Source organism: Marinomonas sp. GJ51-14 (genome assembly GCF_055808695.1).
In genome coordinates this window covers 2,745,815-2,762,036 of the sequence record NZ_CM147879.1, presented here as the reverse complement: position 1 = coordinate 2,762,036, position 16,222 = coordinate 2,745,815, and the positions used below count along the sequence as shown (strand labels likewise).

Below are 16,222 nucleotides of genomic sequence, written 5' to 3'. Positions count from 1 at the left end.
ATGATGAACATCATTATTTTTACTGACTTAAACGTAAAATCAGAATCCCGACAAGCGCGGCTACTAACCCTATAATTTCTTGGCGGCTGAACGTTTCTTTTAAAAAAATGCGTGAATACAACAAAATAATTACAATATTCATCGCCGCAATAGCAGAAACCAAGCCTGTAGCTCCAATAGCAAAAGCAGACAATATTGCCATCATGCCAGCCACATTGGTTAAACCCACAAGCATGCCGCAACCGAATGTTTTGAGATTAGACCAATGAGGAACAACATCATTATCATCATGATCCGTGACTCGACGATTCTTCAGCCAACTCATCGCGAACAAGAAACTCCCGAAGCCAAACATTAGCGTTAAGGTCGCGAACATATCGGCATCAAGGCGAGTTGATTGCTTACCAAACAAATCATTCAGTGCAAAACAGATTGCTGCAAGTAACCCCCATTGCAGCGCCTTGCAAATTACTAAACGAAATATCATTTGAATAACGAATAGTATAAAGCCCAACAAAAATAACAATAAAACCAATTAACTGTTGAGTTGTTAGCGTTTCATCCCAGAATAAGAAAGCCAGCAGTACCACAAAAAGAGGTGGCAGCCCTGACAAAACACTAATAAGAGAAGCTTTACCTACAGAAAAGCCCTTGTGTAACGCTGCATTCGCAGCGAAAGAACCAAAGCCCATTGCTAAACCAACGGAAACATCTGTCCATGCATACCACTGTTGATCCAATACCAGCATCGCAATAGAACTAATAACAAAACCAACAAAAAATACCCCGAATAACATTAAGTTTCGATTGATATTTTTTTGCGATGTCCACTGATACATCACCCCCCTCATGCCAAAAAATAGAGTCGCTAATAGCGCATAGATAATCCACATAATTTACTCCTTAAATTATTCTGAAATACTAGTTTCAGCATAAGAAGCTCTCACTAACACCGAGAGCATATTCGTTGGTCAAAAAACAAAACGCTATTGTACATAGTTATTTATAAAATTCTGCCTATTCGACATTTTTTGATACTAAACCAACAACAATAGAAAATTACCAAATAAAAAAAAGTAGTAAAAGACCCGTAATTAGAGGTGTACTAAGAATAAAAACATCCCAGTACAATTGCTTATAAGGAGAGGATTAAATCACGCCATTGCTGACGATAAAGGTTCAATAATGGTTTGATTTGAGCATCGCATATAGTCAAACTGAAACAACTTTTAGACTCTAGATTGTCACAGAAACATCTTAGACAACATAAAACCTGTAGATTAAAGTTCCTTTTTTGCTGTAGTGAAAATCATCTGGGTATGCTAGTTTAAAGGCCGTATGTAATTATATACCCCATGCTAAAAACTATGACAAACCAAGTTCAAATAACTTCCAAATTGCCTTGTGATAAGCTATCACCTTTTATCGAGAGCTTTTGGATGATGAAAAATCCAAGCGATATAGATGAAAAAATTATAACCTTTCCTGATGGCGGAATTGATTTATACTTTTTTCATGATAGTCATATTCCTATTCACATTTCTCTCGTGGGCTTAGAAACACACTCACAAATTAACTTCATGCCAAATAATTCAATACTATGTGGTGTTCGTTTAAAGTTGCTTGCAGCTGAATACTTACTACACGCACCTATCGCTGAATTGATTAACTCCCGAACAGTCCTGAATGATTACGCGGAGCTAAACCAAACTGACATTGTGTGCTTTGAAACATTTTGCGAAAAACTAGAGCAATATTTTTTATCACAACTTTCCGAGAAAATTGATCCTAGAAAACTCAAAATGTCGGAACTTGTCTATAAATCTAAAGGTGTTACGACTGTTACTGAAGTGTCTGAACAAGCTAACTGGAGCAGCAGACAAATCAATCGCTATTTTAATAAATGGTTAGGTTTACCCTTAAAAACCTATTGCGACATTTTACGTTTTTGTAACAGTTTTGAGTCACTCAAAATGGGACTACTCTTTCCTGAAGAAGGGTTCACGGATCAATCTCATTATATAAAATTAATAAAAAAGTACTCGAATCTAACACCAAAGCAATTAGCTCAAGGTAAAAACGACCGATTTATACAATTATCTTCTGACTCTTAGCCTTACCATCTATTTCCTCAGAAAAGTAGCAACATAAAAACTTAGTCGCTTCCAAGAATCGGCTCTATTTCGAATACTTAATCACTAATATACCCAACCCCTATGAATTTAATTGGCATGGTGAAAAAATGAATAAGATAATGATTATCATCATTACTATATTTAGCATTAACAACTGTTTTTCTTTTACTGGAAGCGAACCGTCATTCCCCATCATGATAAAGCATGCTTTTGGTTCAACAGTAATAACAGAAAAACCAAACCGTATTGCTACTGTCGCTTGGGCAAACCATGAAGTCCCATTAGCACTTGGTGTCATTCCTGTTGGTTTTGCTGCCGCTAACTTTGGTGATGACGATGGTGACGGTGTGCTGCCTTGGGTAGCAGCGAGATTAGAAGAACTTGACGCCAAAACTCCGGTTCTGTTCGATGAAGGTGACGGAATAGATTTTGAATCTGTCGCGGCAACTCAACCAGATATTATTTTGGCGGCTTATTCAGATTTAAGCCAATCCGATTACGACACACTTAGCTTAATCGCCCCAGTCATTGCCTATCCAAGTACTCCTTGGTCAACAAGCTGGCGTGAAATGATCCGCATAAATAGCGCAGGTTTGGGCATGATGAAGGAAGGCGATGCGCTTATTGCAGAGATTGAAGCCGATATTAAAAAACGAGTTTCCCAATACCCGGAGCTCGCTAATAAATCAGCTATGTTTATCACTCATTTAGATCCAACCGATTTGAGTGTCATACGCTTTTACAGTGCTAACGATACCCGGGTAAGTTTTTTTGATGACCTAGGCCTTCACTCCCCTGACAGCGTTAAAAAAATTAGCGCGCACGGTAAATATTCTGGTGAAAGCAGTATTGAAAAAATCGACGACTTCAACGACGTTGATATTTTTGTCACCTATGGTGGCAAGCAACTACTCACTCCATTAACGGGCAACCCTTTATTATCGAAAATGCGCGCAATTAAAAATGGTGCTGTTGTGCTGTTAGGCAACAGTCAAATTGCCACCGCAGCTAACCCTACTCCTTTGTCTATCAGCTGGATGCTAGACGATTACCTTGAGGCGCTTGCTGAAGCTGCGCGTAAAACTAAATGATAAAAGTACGTACAATCAAAGGCCCTTTTGCGCTATCTGTACTTTTGTTAATAACAGTGGTCGCTCTGCTCTTCTTATGCTTTTTATCGATAGCGGTAGGAGCTCGAGATGTGGGCTGGCAAGACATTTTTGGTGCGCTACAAAATCAGATAGAAACCATGGGGCAAGCTGCGGTTACCATGCGACTTCCACGTACGGTTTTAGCTGTGCTCGCCGGTAGTGCGCTTGGTTTAGCTGGTGCTATTATGCAAAGTGTAACTCGTAATCCGTTAGCCGACCCAGGTATTTTAGGCATTAATACTGGCGCTGCATTTTCTATCGTGATCGGTTTAGCTTGGTTTGGTATCAATCAATTACAAGACTATATTTGGCTCGCTATTTTGGGTGGCGGCATCACCGCCGTGTTCGTTTATATTCTCAGTTCGCTTGGTCGAGGTGGACCAACGCCTCTTAAATTCGCATTGGCAGGTACTGCAACGTCTATAGCTTTATCTTCCTTTACAGTAGCTGTGTTACTACCAAGAAATGACATAGCAGGCAGCGCACAATCTTGGCAAGTTGGTGGTGTCGGTGGAGCTACCTTTGATAGCATTCAATTCATACTCCCCTTTCTTATTATCGGATTGTTAATCAGTGCGATCCTTGCCAGAAAGCTAAACTCTCTCGTATTAGGAGACGATATTGCTGCAGGTTTAGGTGAAAGTGTTATCTGGACACGAAGCGCATCTTGGCTTTCAGCTGTTTTATTATCTGGCGCAATAACCGCAATTTGTGGCCCTATTGGCTTTATTGGTCTAGTTATTCCTCATTTATGCCGCTTACTTATTGGTGTCGATAATCGCTGGCTTTTCTTATTTTCTGCCTTGGGCGGCGCTTGTTTATTGTTAATGGCCGATATCACTGGCCGCATCATTTCTCGACCAAGTGAATTGCCTGTTGGCGTTATAACCGCGTTCATCGGTGCCCCCTTCTTCATTTGGATTGTACGTTCTCAGCGAGTGAAGGAGCTGTAATGAACCATAAACAAAGCATCTTTAGCCAAATTCAACATGGTCGTAAAAAACGCGCTAAACAATGGACTCGCCTCGTTACATTGCTGTCTATGTTTGTCATTGCTATGTTTTTTCTTACTCTTATGCTTGGCCAATCCTTTACTCCACCGCAAGATGTATTGAATGTGCTACTGGGTGAAAATGTACAAGGTGCGTCTTTTGTCGTCGGTCATTTACGCTTACCGCGTGCGATGATTTCGGTTCTTGTTGGCATCAGCTTTGGAATGGCCGGTGTCGCCTTTCAAGTTATGTTAAGAAATCCATTAGCCAGTCCCGACATTATTGGTGTTAGTTCTGGTGCAACAGCGGCGGCCGTTTTTGCTATTACCGTACTTCATATGGATGGACTCAATGTGATGCTGTTCGCCATTCTCGTCGGTTTATTGGTCGCTCTTTTGGTATATGGCTTATCCTATCGCCAAGGCGTTTCAGGTACGCGATTGATCTTAGTCGGTATCGGTGTTTCCGCCATGATCCAAAGCTTTATCGCCTACCTACTTTCGCAAGCTCAAGCCTGGGACCTGCAAGAAGCCATGCGCTGGTTAACTGGCAGCATCAATTCCGCTCAATCAAAACAAGCACTTCCTTTACTCGCATCTCTATTGATATTTGGTGGCACTTTACTCAGCCGTGCTCGAGACCTCGACACCATGCGTTTAGGAGACGATACAGCTCAAGCTCTAGGAGCGAAAGTCACTACAACACGTATGACAGTCATTATTTGTTCTGTCGGCTTAATTTCTGTGGGTGTCGCTATTACTGGCCCGATTGCCTTTATCGCTTTTTTATCTGGGCCTATCGCCATGCGACTTGTGCAACACAACGGTTCTCTACTGATTCCTGCAGGGCTTATTGGTGCTTGCCTTGTTCTAGGAGGTGACTATATTGGCCAATTTTTGCTTCCTAACCGCTATCCAGTTGGCATTATTACGGGGGCATTAGGCGCGCCTTACCTTATTTATTTAATTATCCGTGTAAATCAAAAAGGAGGCGCTTTATGACGTTGAAACAGCAAATAAATGTCGCTGAACTTTGTTCAGGTTATGGTAATAAAACAATTTTAACAGACATAAATCTAAACATTGCTGCAGGAAAAATCACCACCATTATTGGTGCAAACGCCTGTGGTAAATCTACATTATTACGAACAATGTCACGGCTAATCTCTCCACAACAGGGTCAAGTATTGCTTGATGGAAAATCAATACATCAATATCCAAGTCGTCAACTAGCGCAATCTCTTGGTTTGCTGCCTCAATCACCTATAGCACCAGACGGCATTACTGTTGGTGATTTAGTTAGCCGTGGCCGTCACCCTCACCATAGCTTTTTCTCTCGATGGAGCAGCATAGATGATGACGCCATAGCACAAGCTTTAGAAGTGACTAAAACCTCTGCATTAATTGACCGTGATTTAGATGAATTGTCAGGAGGTCAACGCCAACGAGTTTGGATTGCGATGGCTCTGGCCCAGCAAACTGACATTTTATTATTGGATGAACCCACTACGTTTTTGGACATTGCTCATCAAGTCGAAGTCTTAGATCTGCTGATTGACTTAAACAATACTCGCGGCACGACCATAGTATTGGTATTACATGACCTTAACTTAGCAGCTCGCTATTCTGACAAACTTATTATCATGCAACAGGGTCGAGTTTTTGCCCATGGCCCCCCAAAACAAGTAATAACCGAAGACACCGTACACAGCGTTTTCGGCTTGAATAATCAGATCGTGACGGACCCTGTTTCTGGTTCACCATTAATACTACCTATCGGTCGCCATAAAAGGTTCGAAGCACCTTAATACGACCATAATTTTCCATTTGTATTTTTTTGATAATCATTAGTACTAGCGTTATTAAAAACTAAATTATTTAAAATATATAACCCTTTACTTTCAATACCGTAAACCATTAAGGAAAATAGCATGAAAGAAAAAAGTATTATGACTTTCAAACTAAAGCGTAATCACTGTACTGCCGTGACTTTTTTATGCGGCTCCATCATCACTCCAACTCTGGCTTATGCAGAAACAAACAATAATGAGGAAGTCTTCCGACTCTCTCCTATCATAGTGAACTCACAAACGATAACTGATGACGACTCTGAATCTGTTGTCGCAAAAGAACTATCGGTTGGAGGCAAAGTTGCCACCAACATTCAAGATACACCCGCATTGGTTTCTGTTATTACCGAAAAAGAAATAACTCAACGCCAAGCCAGCACCACAGAAGAAGTTTTAGAATATTCTCCAGGATTGGTAACCGACTACTATGGTACAGATGACCGTAATGATTATTTTCTAATCCGCGGTTTCCAAGCCACCACTTATCGGGATGGCTTAACACTTGGTTCTATGCGCGGCATACGAGAAGATGCCTATGCTTTTGAGCGAGTAGAAGTAATTCGCGGTGCAAACTCTACTCTATTTGGCCCTGCCGACCCCGGTGGCTCCGTGAACTTTGTTAGTAGACAACCTAAATTTGATAAATTTGGTAATGCTTTCATCACTTATGGATCGAATGATCACAAAGAAGTCGGCATTGATGTCGGCGGTATTCTAAACGAAGATGAAACCCTTGCTTATCGAGTTACAGGAAAAGTAAAAGACAGCGACCGAGAATACGATTACTCACAAGATGATTCCGAATTCTTCATAGGTGGACTGACTTGGGAACCAACGGATTACACCAAAGCTACTTTATTAATTGATTATCTGAAAACAGACTCCACTCCAAACGGCGGTGGTTATCCTTCGAATAAGGAATACAGCCGTAATAATTTCTATGGTGAACCAGATTACAATGACTATGATGTAGACCGAACGAATATCACAGCCCAGATGCTCCATGACTTCGACAATGGCTTCAAAGTACAAGGAGGACTTAGATACAGTGATGCAACGGATGAATTTGGGTACATTTATCTTAATGGCGCAATCAGCGATGGTAGTACAGTTCAAAAGCGCAGTTATTATGGTGCTGACACCGAGGCAGAGCAATTTATTGGCAACCTAATCGGTCAATATGATAAGCACTTTGGACGTTTTGATAGCAGCACGTTATTTGGTGTTGAATACCTTAACTCTTCATCTACAGCCGAAACCGTGTATGGAGCAGCAACCACCATTGATGTTGCCAACCCTATCTATAGTGGTGCGCCCAGTAGCCTAACTACTTATAGTCATAAAAAAACTGACTATATAGACAAAGCACTTTTCTTACAGCAAAACATCTCTTTAGACGATCGCTACATTGCCACTTTTGGCATTCGACAAGATGATGTAACGCTGGAAGAAGAGAACTACTTAACAAATACCACAAGCAGCAGTGATTTTTCGGAAATATCTATGCGCGCAGCTCTAACTTATAAGGTCAATAAAGAGTTGTCGACTTACATAAGCCAAGTAGAATCTGTTTCCCCACCTTCTAGTGGCACAAAACTGATACGAGGCGAACAAAATGAAATAGGCGTAAAATACGCACCATCCAATATAAATGCTTTATTCTCTATAGCAATCTATGACTTAGTGAAAAGTAACATGCAAATAGCTGCCAATAATGGTACTGAAATTAGCCGTGAGACGATTGGAGAAACACAAACTCAAGGTATCGACTTTGAAGTAAAAGCAGAATTGACTGACAGCCTGAGCATTACCGGAGGCTATTCCTTTATGAATTCGAAAGTTATCGAGGATGATAATTATGAAGGCAATGAATTTGTAACCGCTCCGAACCATACTGCATCTTTATGGAGTCATTATGTTTTACCTAGACAAGATATGTCTGTTGGCCTTGGCGCGAGATATATAGGTTCTTACTATTTCGATTCAGCCAATACATCAAAAAGTGAAGCCGCCGTGATCTTTGATGCGTCATTCTCCTATGAGCTATCTGAAGCGACAAATGTCTCATTGAATATAAGCAATATTCTTGATGAACAGTATGTAGTAGGAAGCTTTACTACGGACTTCTACAACCCAAGTAGAGATATAACACTTACACTGAACCACAGTTGGTAAAATCAAACAATTGTTTTCAATAAGATGATTTCCCTTTTTGAGTCGGCATGAAAATCATGCTGGCTCTTTTTTATATGCGAGAAAATAATATGGCGACCATCTCCACATTAGAAGAGTTACAGAGCTATTATAAATCCCCCCATCCAGTGATCGAGAATAAAGCCATTCACCAACTAGAAAAGCACACTAAAACATTTATTAGCCATTGCCCTTTTATTATCTTATCTAGCACAGGCCAAAAAGGTTACATTGATGCATCACCACGAGGTGGATCGACTGGGTTTGTTAAAATATTAGATGATCAAAATATTGCTATAGGCGATATACCAGGGAATAACAGAATCGATACATTGCGCAATATCCTACACTCACCAAATGTCGGAGTTTTATTTTTAATTCCTGGTATCAATGAAGTGGTTCGCCTCAGGGGGACAGCTAGTATTCATGATGATGAAGAGTTATTAAATATTTGTTCTGAGTATGGAAAAAAACCAAAACTTGTAATAAAAATAGCTCTTGAAGAAATATTCTTTCATTGTCCAAAATCCATGTTAGTTTCAAAACTTTGGCAACCAGAAAACTTTCAATCACGTGACATACTGCCATCACTCGGAGATATAGTGAAAGATCAACTAGGTTTGTAGAGCGAAACCCTATAATGCCTTCAACTTCGGGATAACAAGACTATTCAAACCTGTTGAGATGACAAACATTTTTAACATATTCAGCCATGGTGATAAAACGCCACCATGGCTGCTTAATGCCTAATTTACATACAGCTAAGAAGATAAATACCCTATGATAAAAAGTAGGTATTTAAGACTGCAAATAAACAACATGCGTTCTGGTATATTCGTATAAACCATGTTTACCGTCTGCTCCGCCTATGCCTGACTTTTTAACGCCTGCATGAAAACCCTGCATTGCTTCGAAGTTATCACGATTGATATAAGTCTCACCAAACTCCAGCTCACGCATCGCCTGCATTGCTTTAGATAAGTCTCGAGTATAAATGGAAGAAGTAAGGCCATATTCACAGTCATTGGCATGGGTGATAGCCTCATCCAAGCTTTCAACAATTTGAATCGGTAAAACAGGGCCAAACGTTTCCTTACGCATGATGTCCATCGTCATATCACACTGACTCAATACCGTCGGTTGAAAGAAATAACCTTTTCCAAGATCAACGACACTTCCACCGCATTCTAATTTAGCACCTTGTTTAAGTGCCGTTTCAACACTCTCCGCTACTTTTTTCAACCCCAGTTCATTAATGATAGGGCCCATAGCTATATCTTTTCCCTTTGATGGATCACCAAAAGAGACTTGTTCCATTTGCTTGGTCATGCGTTTAATAAATTCATCAGCAATACCACTCTGAACGTATACTCGTTCAGCACAATTACAAACCTGACCTGAATTTATAACCCTTGAATCACAAATGGCTTTTACAGCCAAATCTAAATCTGCATCGTCTAACACGATTGCAGGAGCTTTCCCGCCAAGCTCCAGATTCACCTTAGTGATATTTTTAGCTGCGGCTGCCATAATTTTTTCACCAGTAGCGACACTTCCGGTAAAGCTAATCATATCAACATTAGGAGACTCACTAAGTTGAGCGCCAACTTGACCTGTTCCACAAACAAGGTTAAATACGCCTTTAGGCAAGGATGTTTCCGCTAAAAGCTTAGTAAATTCATAACAGTTATTCGGCGTTTCTTCACTCGGCTTAATAACAATAGTATTACCTGTCACCAAAGCGGGGGCCATTTTTCGAGCAATCAAAAAAAATGGGAAGTTCCAAGGCAAAATTCCAGCGACGACTCCAAGAGGCTTACGGAATAGAAATATGCTCTCATTTTCTCTATCACTGGTGATAACTTCGCCTTCAATACGTCGCGCCCATTCAGCCATATAATCCAAATAATCCGCAGTGAAATTGACCTCTACTTCAGCGAGAGGCATAACCTTCCCCTGCTCTTCACAAATAACCTTTGCCAAACGAGGTACATGTTCACGAATTTTAGACGCTATTTCTTTTAAATAGCCTGCTCGTTCAATGGCTGTTTTACGCGACCATAACGACTGCGCAGCCCGAGCGGCATTGATCGCTTTATCAACATCATTTTGTGACGACGCTGGCGAATAAGAAATTAACACTTCCGTAGCAGGATTTCTCACTTCAATATGGTCATCAGTATCGCAAAACTCACCATCGATAAAGTTTTGATAAGTAGGAATATTATTATTTTTCATATCTTCACCTTTTTTGACTTTCAATATTAAAGAGAGTAGTCCTTTCTATTCATGAGCATACTGACCTATATCAAACTGAGAAGAGGCAAACATGGCGTATGGCAGAAACTAATATGCTTGAGCCCAAATTCAAATTCGAAATGCGCCCCTTATCATTTCAAGTGATCAAACACATATGTAAAAACATAACAACTGTCTACCTGAGCTCTAAACCAATACCACATAAAAAGATCCGTAATGATGTGTACTAGGAATAAAAACATCCCAGTACAATTGCTTATAAGGAGAGGATTAAATCACGCCATTGCTGACGATAAAGGTTCAATAATGGTTTGATTTGAGCATCGCATATGGCCAGACTCAGACGACCTTTTAACTTTAAACTTTTATTAGAAAGTAAAGCTGCGCCACCAGATGTTCCTGTCACATCACGAGACGCATAGATTTCATTTTGGCTACGCATACAAGCAAGTAAAGTAAGGAAATTTATGTTGTTACTAAAGGCCCCTTCAACAATCACCGTTTCACTAGTGTCCATTAAGTCGAGACAATAATCTGTCATCAAAGCCACATACACATCAGCCAAAGCTGATTGTTGGGCAGGCGTTAGTTTTATGCCACGATCAATAATACGACCGTCACTATGGGCAAATGGCCCACCCTTAGCAAATGCAGGAATAGCCTGTATGCCATGCTCCAAAATAAAACTGATATCACACAAATTTGCCTTAGTATCGCTACGAAGTTGCTCCCACTCACGTCCACCCATAAAGCGGATTGTTGGTGTAGCACGACCAAGTGCATCCACATTGGCAAGCATATCCTTGTCTTCCCGTAATAAATCTAACTTGCCATTAATGGTAGCTATTACAGTCCAGGTGCCACTTGAGACAACCGTAAGTTTTTCCATAGGTTGTCCAATATACGGTACAAGAGAGGCGTTGGAATCATGTATACCATTAAAAATAGTACAGCTCGCTGGCAAGCCAATTTCTTCAGCTAATTCAGGTAATATCACCCCAAGTTTTGCGCCCGTTTCCATGACCTCAGGAAAAAGATCCGCCCATTTTTGCTGCTCACAAAAGTCAGAAAAGTAACAACTGGTAGGGTTCCAAAGGTCCGTATGACACCCTAGCGAAGTGACTTCCGATGCTTTATTTCCACTGAGTTTAAAGCCCCAATACTGAGGATATAGAAGCAACGAATCAATCTTTGAAAATTCATCTGCAAAACGTTTCTGCTGCCAAAATAATTGCACGCCCAAATTCAATCCTTGAGGTAATTTTGGACTAAAGGATTCCTCAAAATTAGGACGTGTCATATCGTATAGATCATTAAACTCGGATACGCCATCGTACTCATAATCTAAAATAGGCAAAGCCAGTTCATCACCACTCATGCAAGCAATGGTTGCTCCGTGCGTAGTGATGGCAATACTAGTAATAAAATACCCTTGCGCTAAATCAGCTAGGGTATCTTTGATCCAACGCCAAATAGACTTCTCATCTACATGGGGATAAGGCGGAGCATCAATAACAACATTTTTACGTTTAGCAATATGTAATAACGCCCCAGTTTGGCCATCCATCAAACATATTTTAATGTTAGTTTTACCAATATCTAATACTGCTACCACTCGATACTTATCAGGTTGTTGAATATTAAACTGAAATACTTCTTCTAAAGCATCAGCCACAGGCTCAAAGGATGGCGTTTTGGTTTCCATGATGTCCGCCATAAATGCCCACCAGCGCAGCATCACCGGATGATTAGCCAAGGCTTCCGTGTCTAAATCATCTGCATCAAAAGTGGCATAAAGTCGACATTCGGTTTTATTTTTCTCGTTATGGCCGCTCTCGTTTCGATCCAAGTGAATGTAATAATTACGAATCCCTTGCTGTTTAAGATGCTCTGCCAATTCCGGCCATAAATCATTATGGCGTTGTTTATATTCTTCTTCACAACCGTTATGTAAATACATTACCGAGGCGTATCTCATAACACTTTCGCCTTCTTACTTTTATACATGGTAATCAACACAGGTAGACTCACTACAATAATCAGCATAAGTCCGACAATAATAGTCATCACAATGCCTGGAATATTCAACAGCCCCATGCCGAAAGTCACTAACCCCATTAATATTACGGCCAAAACAACACCGCCAATAGTACCGCTCCCACCAAGAATACTGACACCGCCTAATACCACCATGGTGATAATACTTAACTCCCATCCCATGGCGATGCTCGGGCGTGTACTTCCTAAGCGAGAAGTTAACAAGACAGCTGCAACACCAGACATAACGCCAACCAAGGTAAACAGAATCAAACGGTGTTTATCCACCTTGATACCAGAAAAATAAGACGCATCTGGATTATTCCCAATGGCATAGGTGTAACGACCAAACTTGGTACGATGCAATAGCCAGTAAAACATCAAAGCAAAGAAGGTAAAAACTACTAATTCAAAAGAAAATACCCAATACACATAACCTTGGCCAAAAAAGTCAAAGCCGTCTGGATAGTCTCGAACTACTTGATCGCCCAATAGAATATAACTAATGCCACGAAATAGGCTCATCGTGCCTATGGTTACAACTATCGAAGGGATCTTAAAACGCGTCACTAAGAGACCATTCACCAAGCCACAAACAGCACCAACAAAAACACCAACCAAAACCACTATATAAACAGGTGCCCCCATTTGCGCAACCAATCCCATCAAGGTACTAGAAAGCGAGATGATCGCAGCCACGGATATATCAATTTCCTTGGCAATTATCAGCATAGCCATAGGCAAAGCGATTAATGCTTTTTCGGTGAAATTAAAGGTCGCATCTGACAAATTCCAAGGATCTAAAAAGTAAGGCGATAAATAGGAATTCATCACACACACTAATACTACAATCAAAATTAAAAAGGTTTCCCAACGGAAAAATTTCTGTAATTTACTGGTTAACAGCGCATCCGGTGTGGCTGTTTTTTTTATTATTGTATCCATGAAAGCCTCTTAATATGCTTATGCCTGTGCAGAGTCGACAGACTCATCCGGTTTACGAAGAATAATACGAGCTTTGTCTTTATTTGAACTCGCGTTAGCAATGACAGCTACAATAATTACCAACCCTGAAATTGCCATTTGCCAAAAAGGAGAAACGCCGATAATGGGTAAGGCATTATTCACCACACCAATAAATAAAGCTCCAATGACACAACCAACAACAGTCCCTACACCACCGACAATACTGATGCCGCCGATAACACAAGCTGCAACCACTTGAAGCTCAAAACCATTTGCTACATCCACATAAGCCACAGCAAACCGCGAAACCCATAAATAACCACATAAGCCAGCTAATGTACCGGACACTAAAAAAGCGTAGAACTGTACTTTGCCGACGTTGACACCAGAATAAAATGCCGCCATAGGATTACCACCAGCGGAATAAAAATTGCGCCCCCAGACACTAAACTTCATAGCCCAAAAGACAATAATGATTGCGACTATCGCCAGCCAACCAAGCACAGGCATAGATAGTATTTCAAACCGAGGAAGAGCGATAAAAGAGGCACTCATTTGATGGGAGTTAACCCAAGCCCCATCTGAAAGTAAAAAGGTCGCCCCCCGATAAATACTCATAGTGCCAAGAGTGATAACAATAGAAGGCACTTTTAATAACCAAACAAATAACCCATTAATTGCACCTAAAAATGCACCAATCAATAACGACAGTAGAATCAAAAACACCATACTCATCTCAGGAAAATATTGATTCACCATAGCCACCACCATGCCAGTGAAAGCCACGTTAGCTGCAACTGAAAGATCAATGCAACGAGTTAAAATAACCATCATTTGACCCAATGCCAGCATGATCAAGATAGAAGTATCATTGAAAATACTGATACTGTTAGACAAGCTAATAAAGTCAGGATTAATCGTCCCCACACCGAAAAACATTACTAATACAATGAAACTCAACACACCTTCACGGGAGTAAATAAAACGTTTTAACATGAAACCATTCCTCCAGTAGCCAGAGAAACAACTTTTTCTGGCGTCGCTTCAGCACGTGACAACTCTCCTACAATCAAACCTTCATTCATTACTAAAATACGATCAGACATACCAAGAATCTCTGGCAATTCAGACGAAATCATAATCACAGACAAACCGGAATCCACTAACTCAGACATAAATGCATGTACCGCAGATTTAGAACCGATATCAATGCCTTTTGTTGGTTCATCCAAAATGATGACTTTAGGATTGGTCGCCAACCATTTGGCGATAACCACTTTTTGTTGATTACCACCAGATAGGTTCATTACTTTTTCATTCCAACTAGACGCTTTCACTTGTAAACGTTCGCAATATTGACGTGCAAGTACCATTTCACCCTCTTGATCAACTTGCCCATTTTTCGTCAAACGTTCTATTTGTGGCAAACTGACATTTTGGTAAATAGGTAACTCCAATACGATGCCTTGTTTTTGTCGCTCTTCGGGCACATACACAATACCGTTATCAATCGCCTCTTTAGGAGAGCGAATAATGACTTCTTTACCCTCCATCTTTACTGTTCCCGTTACCTGTCTTGAAGTACCGAATAAGGCTTGCATTACTTCGGTTCTACCCGAACCGACCAGACCATAGACGCCTAAAATTTCGCCTTTTTTCAAACTAAAGCAGATATTGGCAAATTCAGTGGTATGACATAAGTCAGTCACTTCCAATAACGTCTCGCCGATTTCAACGTCTTTTTTCGGATAGGTTTCATCAATGCTACGCGCCACCATCATTTCCACTAGCTGCGCTTCGTTCACATCGTTAATAAAACCTTCACCGACATAACGACCATCACGGAACACCGTATAACGATCTGCCAAAGCAAAAATTTCATCGAATTTGTGAGTAATAAATAGAATGGCTTTGTCTTGTTTTTTTAATGTATTAACCAATTCATATAATTCATGAATTTCATGGTGGGATAAAGCTGCCGTTGGTTCATCCAAAATAACCACTTTAGCGTCAACCGACAAAGCACGAGCAATACCAACCATGTGTTTTTGGCCAATACTTAATTCGCGCAATATTTGATTTGGATCCATAGATGCATTAATTGACGATAATATTTCTTGTGAACGTGTCACCATGGTCGGCCAATCAATCGAAAAATATTTAGTCATTGGGTAATTACCCAAAAAAATATTCTCAGCGACTGTCAGGTCATCAAATAAAACCGTTTCCTGATGGATTGCAGTAATCCCTAAAGCATGAGAATCATGTGGAGAATGAAACTGCACAGATTTACCATTAAAAATAATATCGCCACCATCCGGCTGATAAATGCCAGTCATGGTTTTTACCAAGGTGGATTTTCCTGCACCATTTTCACCAATTAGGGCAGTCACTTGGCCGGGATACAGTTGTAGGTCTACACCATCAAGCGCCTTTACACCGGGAAAGACCTTGCTCACCTTTTTTAGGCTGAAAATTGCATTGTTCATAACGGCTGCTCTTATTGTTATTCATTATGAAATTATTGAGTGACAATCTAACCCCACCCTAGCCCTCCCCTTCAAAGACACAAGGGGAGGGAACAAACCAGCTGTTCCCCCCTGTTAAGGGGTAGGCTGGGAGAGAGTTAAATGTCATAAC

Annotated in this window: 14 protein-coding genes; 7 read left to right on the top strand and 7 right to left on the bottom strand. The window is 40.6% G+C overall.

Annotation, left to right across the window (positions count from 1 at the left end):
• Positions 1–19: 19 nt before the first annotated feature.
• The gene (locus AC0L3Y_RS13160; protein WP_473464303.1) at positions 20–487 is read right to left on the bottom strand and encodes an EamA family transporter; all 468 of its coding nucleotides are present in this window, start codon (positions 485–487) and stop codon (positions 20–22) included.
• On the bottom strand, positions 414–893 hold the full coding sequence (locus AC0L3Y_RS13155) for an EamA family transporter (RefSeq protein ID WP_473464299.1): 480 nt from the start codon (positions 891–893) through the stop codon (positions 414–416). The genes AC0L3Y_RS13160 and AC0L3Y_RS13155 overlap by 74 nt, the downstream gene beginning before the upstream one ends.
• A gap of 546 nt (positions 894–1,439) precedes the next feature.
• On the opposite strand from AC0L3Y_RS13155, the gene AC0L3Y_RS13150 reads away from it, so the two are divergent.
• From AC0L3Y_RS13150 to AC0L3Y_RS13120, 7 genes are all read left to right on the top strand, one after another.
• A complete protein-coding gene (locus AC0L3Y_RS13150; RefSeq protein ID WP_473464295.1) occupies positions 1,440–2,114 on the top strand; it encodes a helix-turn-helix domain-containing protein in 675 nt (224 codons plus the stop codon).
• Between the two features lie 128 nt (positions 2,115–2,242).
• Complete coding sequence (locus AC0L3Y_RS13145; RefSeq protein ID WP_473464292.1) at positions 2,243–3,226, top strand: iron-siderophore ABC transporter substrate-binding protein; 984 nt, start codon at positions 2,243–2,245, stop codon at positions 3,224–3,226.
• The gene (locus AC0L3Y_RS13140) at positions 3,223–4,239 is read left to right on the top strand and encodes a FecCD family ABC transporter permease (protein ID WP_473464289.1); all 1,017 of its coding nucleotides are present in this window, start codon (positions 3,223–3,225) and stop codon (positions 4,237–4,239) included. The genes AC0L3Y_RS13145 and AC0L3Y_RS13140 overlap by 4 nt, the downstream gene beginning before the upstream one ends.
• Positions 4,239–5,279: a FecCD family ABC transporter permease gene (locus tag AC0L3Y_RS13135; protein WP_473464286.1), complete on the top strand. Its 1,041-nt coding sequence runs from the start codon at positions 4,239–4,241 to the stop codon at positions 5,277–5,279. The genes AC0L3Y_RS13140 and AC0L3Y_RS13135 overlap by 1 nt, the downstream gene beginning before the upstream one ends.
• On the top strand, positions 5,276–6,085 hold the full coding sequence (locus AC0L3Y_RS13130) for an ABC transporter ATP-binding protein (protein ID WP_473464282.1): 810 nt from the start codon (positions 5,276–5,278) through the stop codon (positions 6,083–6,085). The genes AC0L3Y_RS13135 and AC0L3Y_RS13130 overlap by 4 nt, the downstream gene beginning before the upstream one ends.
• A gap of 123 nt (positions 6,086–6,208) precedes the next feature.
• Positions 6,209–8,302, top strand: coding sequence for a TonB-dependent siderophore receptor (locus tag AC0L3Y_RS13125; RefSeq protein ID WP_473464277.1), 2,094 nt, complete (start codon positions 6,209–6,211; stop codon positions 8,300–8,302).
• Positions 8,303–8,349: 47 nt separating this feature from the next.
• On the top strand, positions 8,350–8,946 hold the full coding sequence (locus tag AC0L3Y_RS13120; RefSeq protein ID WP_473464275.1) for an MSMEG_1061 family FMN-dependent PPOX-type flavoprotein: 597 nt from the start codon (positions 8,350–8,352) through the stop codon (positions 8,944–8,946).
• A gap of 172 nt (positions 8,947–9,118) precedes the next feature.
• Here AC0L3Y_RS13120 and aldA read toward each other — a convergent pair whose 3' ends face one another.
• The 5 genes from aldA to AC0L3Y_RS13095 all read right to left on the bottom strand — a co-directional run bounded on the left by aldA (position 9,119) and on the right by AC0L3Y_RS13095 (position 16,071).
• Complete coding sequence (gene aldA / locus AC0L3Y_RS13115; protein ID WP_473464271.1) at positions 9,119–10,558, bottom strand: aldehyde dehydrogenase; 1,440 nt, start codon at positions 10,556–10,558, stop codon at positions 9,119–9,121.
• A gap of 277 nt (positions 10,559–10,835) precedes the next feature.
• A complete protein-coding gene (locus AC0L3Y_RS13110; RefSeq protein ID WP_473464267.1) occupies positions 10,836–12,557 on the bottom strand; it encodes an L-rhamnose mutarotase in 1,722 nt (573 codons plus the stop codon).
• Complete coding sequence (locus AC0L3Y_RS13105) at positions 12,554–13,561, bottom strand: ABC transporter permease (protein WP_473464264.1); 1,008 nt, start codon at positions 13,559–13,561, stop codon at positions 12,554–12,556. The genes AC0L3Y_RS13110 and AC0L3Y_RS13105 overlap by 4 nt, the downstream gene beginning before the upstream one ends.
• An 18-nt stretch (positions 13,562–13,579) precedes the next feature.
• On the bottom strand, positions 13,580–14,578 hold the full coding sequence (locus AC0L3Y_RS13100; RefSeq protein WP_473464259.1) for an ABC transporter permease: 999 nt from the start codon (positions 14,576–14,578) through the stop codon (positions 13,580–13,582).
• The gene (locus AC0L3Y_RS13095; RefSeq protein ID WP_473464257.1) at positions 14,572–16,071 is read right to left on the bottom strand and encodes a sugar ABC transporter ATP-binding protein; all 1,500 of its coding nucleotides are present in this window, start codon (positions 16,069–16,071) and stop codon (positions 14,572–14,574) included. Before AC0L3Y_RS13095 ends, AC0L3Y_RS13100 begins: the two co-directional genes overlap by 7 nt.
• Positions 16,072–16,222: the final 151 nt, after the last annotated feature.

What these genes read in the sequence shown, in the direction of transcription:
- AC0L3Y_RS13130 (WP_473464282.1), top strand. Translation starts at nt 5,276, where the DNA reads ATGACGTTGAAACAGCAAATAAATGTCGCTGAACTTTGTTCAGGTTAT.
- AC0L3Y_RS13110 (WP_473464267.1), bottom strand. Translation starts at nt 12,557, where the DNA reads ATGAGATACGCCTCGGTAATGTATTTACATAACGGTTGTGAAGAAGAA.
- AC0L3Y_RS13140 (WP_473464289.1), top strand. Translation starts at nt 3,223, where the DNA reads ATGATAAAAGTACGTACAATCAAAGGCCCTTTTGCGCTATCTGTACTT.
- AC0L3Y_RS13150 (WP_473464295.1), top strand. Translation starts at nt 1,440, where the DNA reads ATGATGAAAAATCCAAGCGATATAGATGAAAAAATTATAACCTTTCCT.
- AC0L3Y_RS13095 (WP_473464257.1), bottom strand. Translation starts at nt 16,071, where the DNA reads ATGAACAATGCAATTTTCAGCCTAAAAAAGGTGAGCAAGGTCTTTCCC.
- AC0L3Y_RS13100 (WP_473464259.1), bottom strand. Translation starts at nt 14,578, where the DNA reads ATGTTAAAACGTTTTATTTACTCCCGTGAAGGTGTGTTGAGTTTCATT.
- AC0L3Y_RS13125 (WP_473464277.1), top strand. Translation starts at nt 6,209, where the DNA reads ATGAAAGAAAAAAGTATTATGACTTTCAAACTAAAGCGTAATCACTGT.
- AC0L3Y_RS13145 (WP_473464292.1), top strand. Translation starts at nt 2,243, where the DNA reads ATGAATAAGATAATGATTATCATCATTACTATATTTAGCATTAACAAC.
- AC0L3Y_RS13120 (WP_473464275.1), top strand. Translation starts at nt 8,350, where the DNA reads ATGAAAATCATGCTGGCTCTTTTTTATATGCGAGAAAATAATATGGCG.
- AC0L3Y_RS13160 (WP_473464303.1), bottom strand. Translation starts at nt 487, where the DNA reads ATGATATTTCGTTTAGTAATTTGCAAGGCGCTGCAATGGGGGTTACTT.
- AC0L3Y_RS13155 (WP_473464299.1), bottom strand. Translation starts at nt 893, where the DNA reads ATGTGGATTATCTATGCGCTATTAGCGACTCTATTTTTTGGCATGAGG.
- AC0L3Y_RS13105 (WP_473464264.1), bottom strand. Translation starts at nt 13,561, where the DNA reads ATGGATACAATAATAAAAAAAACAGCCACACCGGATGCGCTGTTAACC.
- aldA (WP_473464271.1), bottom strand. Translation starts at nt 10,558, where the DNA reads ATGAAAAATAATAATATTCCTACTTATCAAAACTTTATCGATGGTGAG.
- AC0L3Y_RS13135 (WP_473464286.1), top strand. Translation starts at nt 4,239, where the DNA reads ATGAACCATAAACAAAGCATCTTTAGCCAAATTCAACATGGTCGTAAA.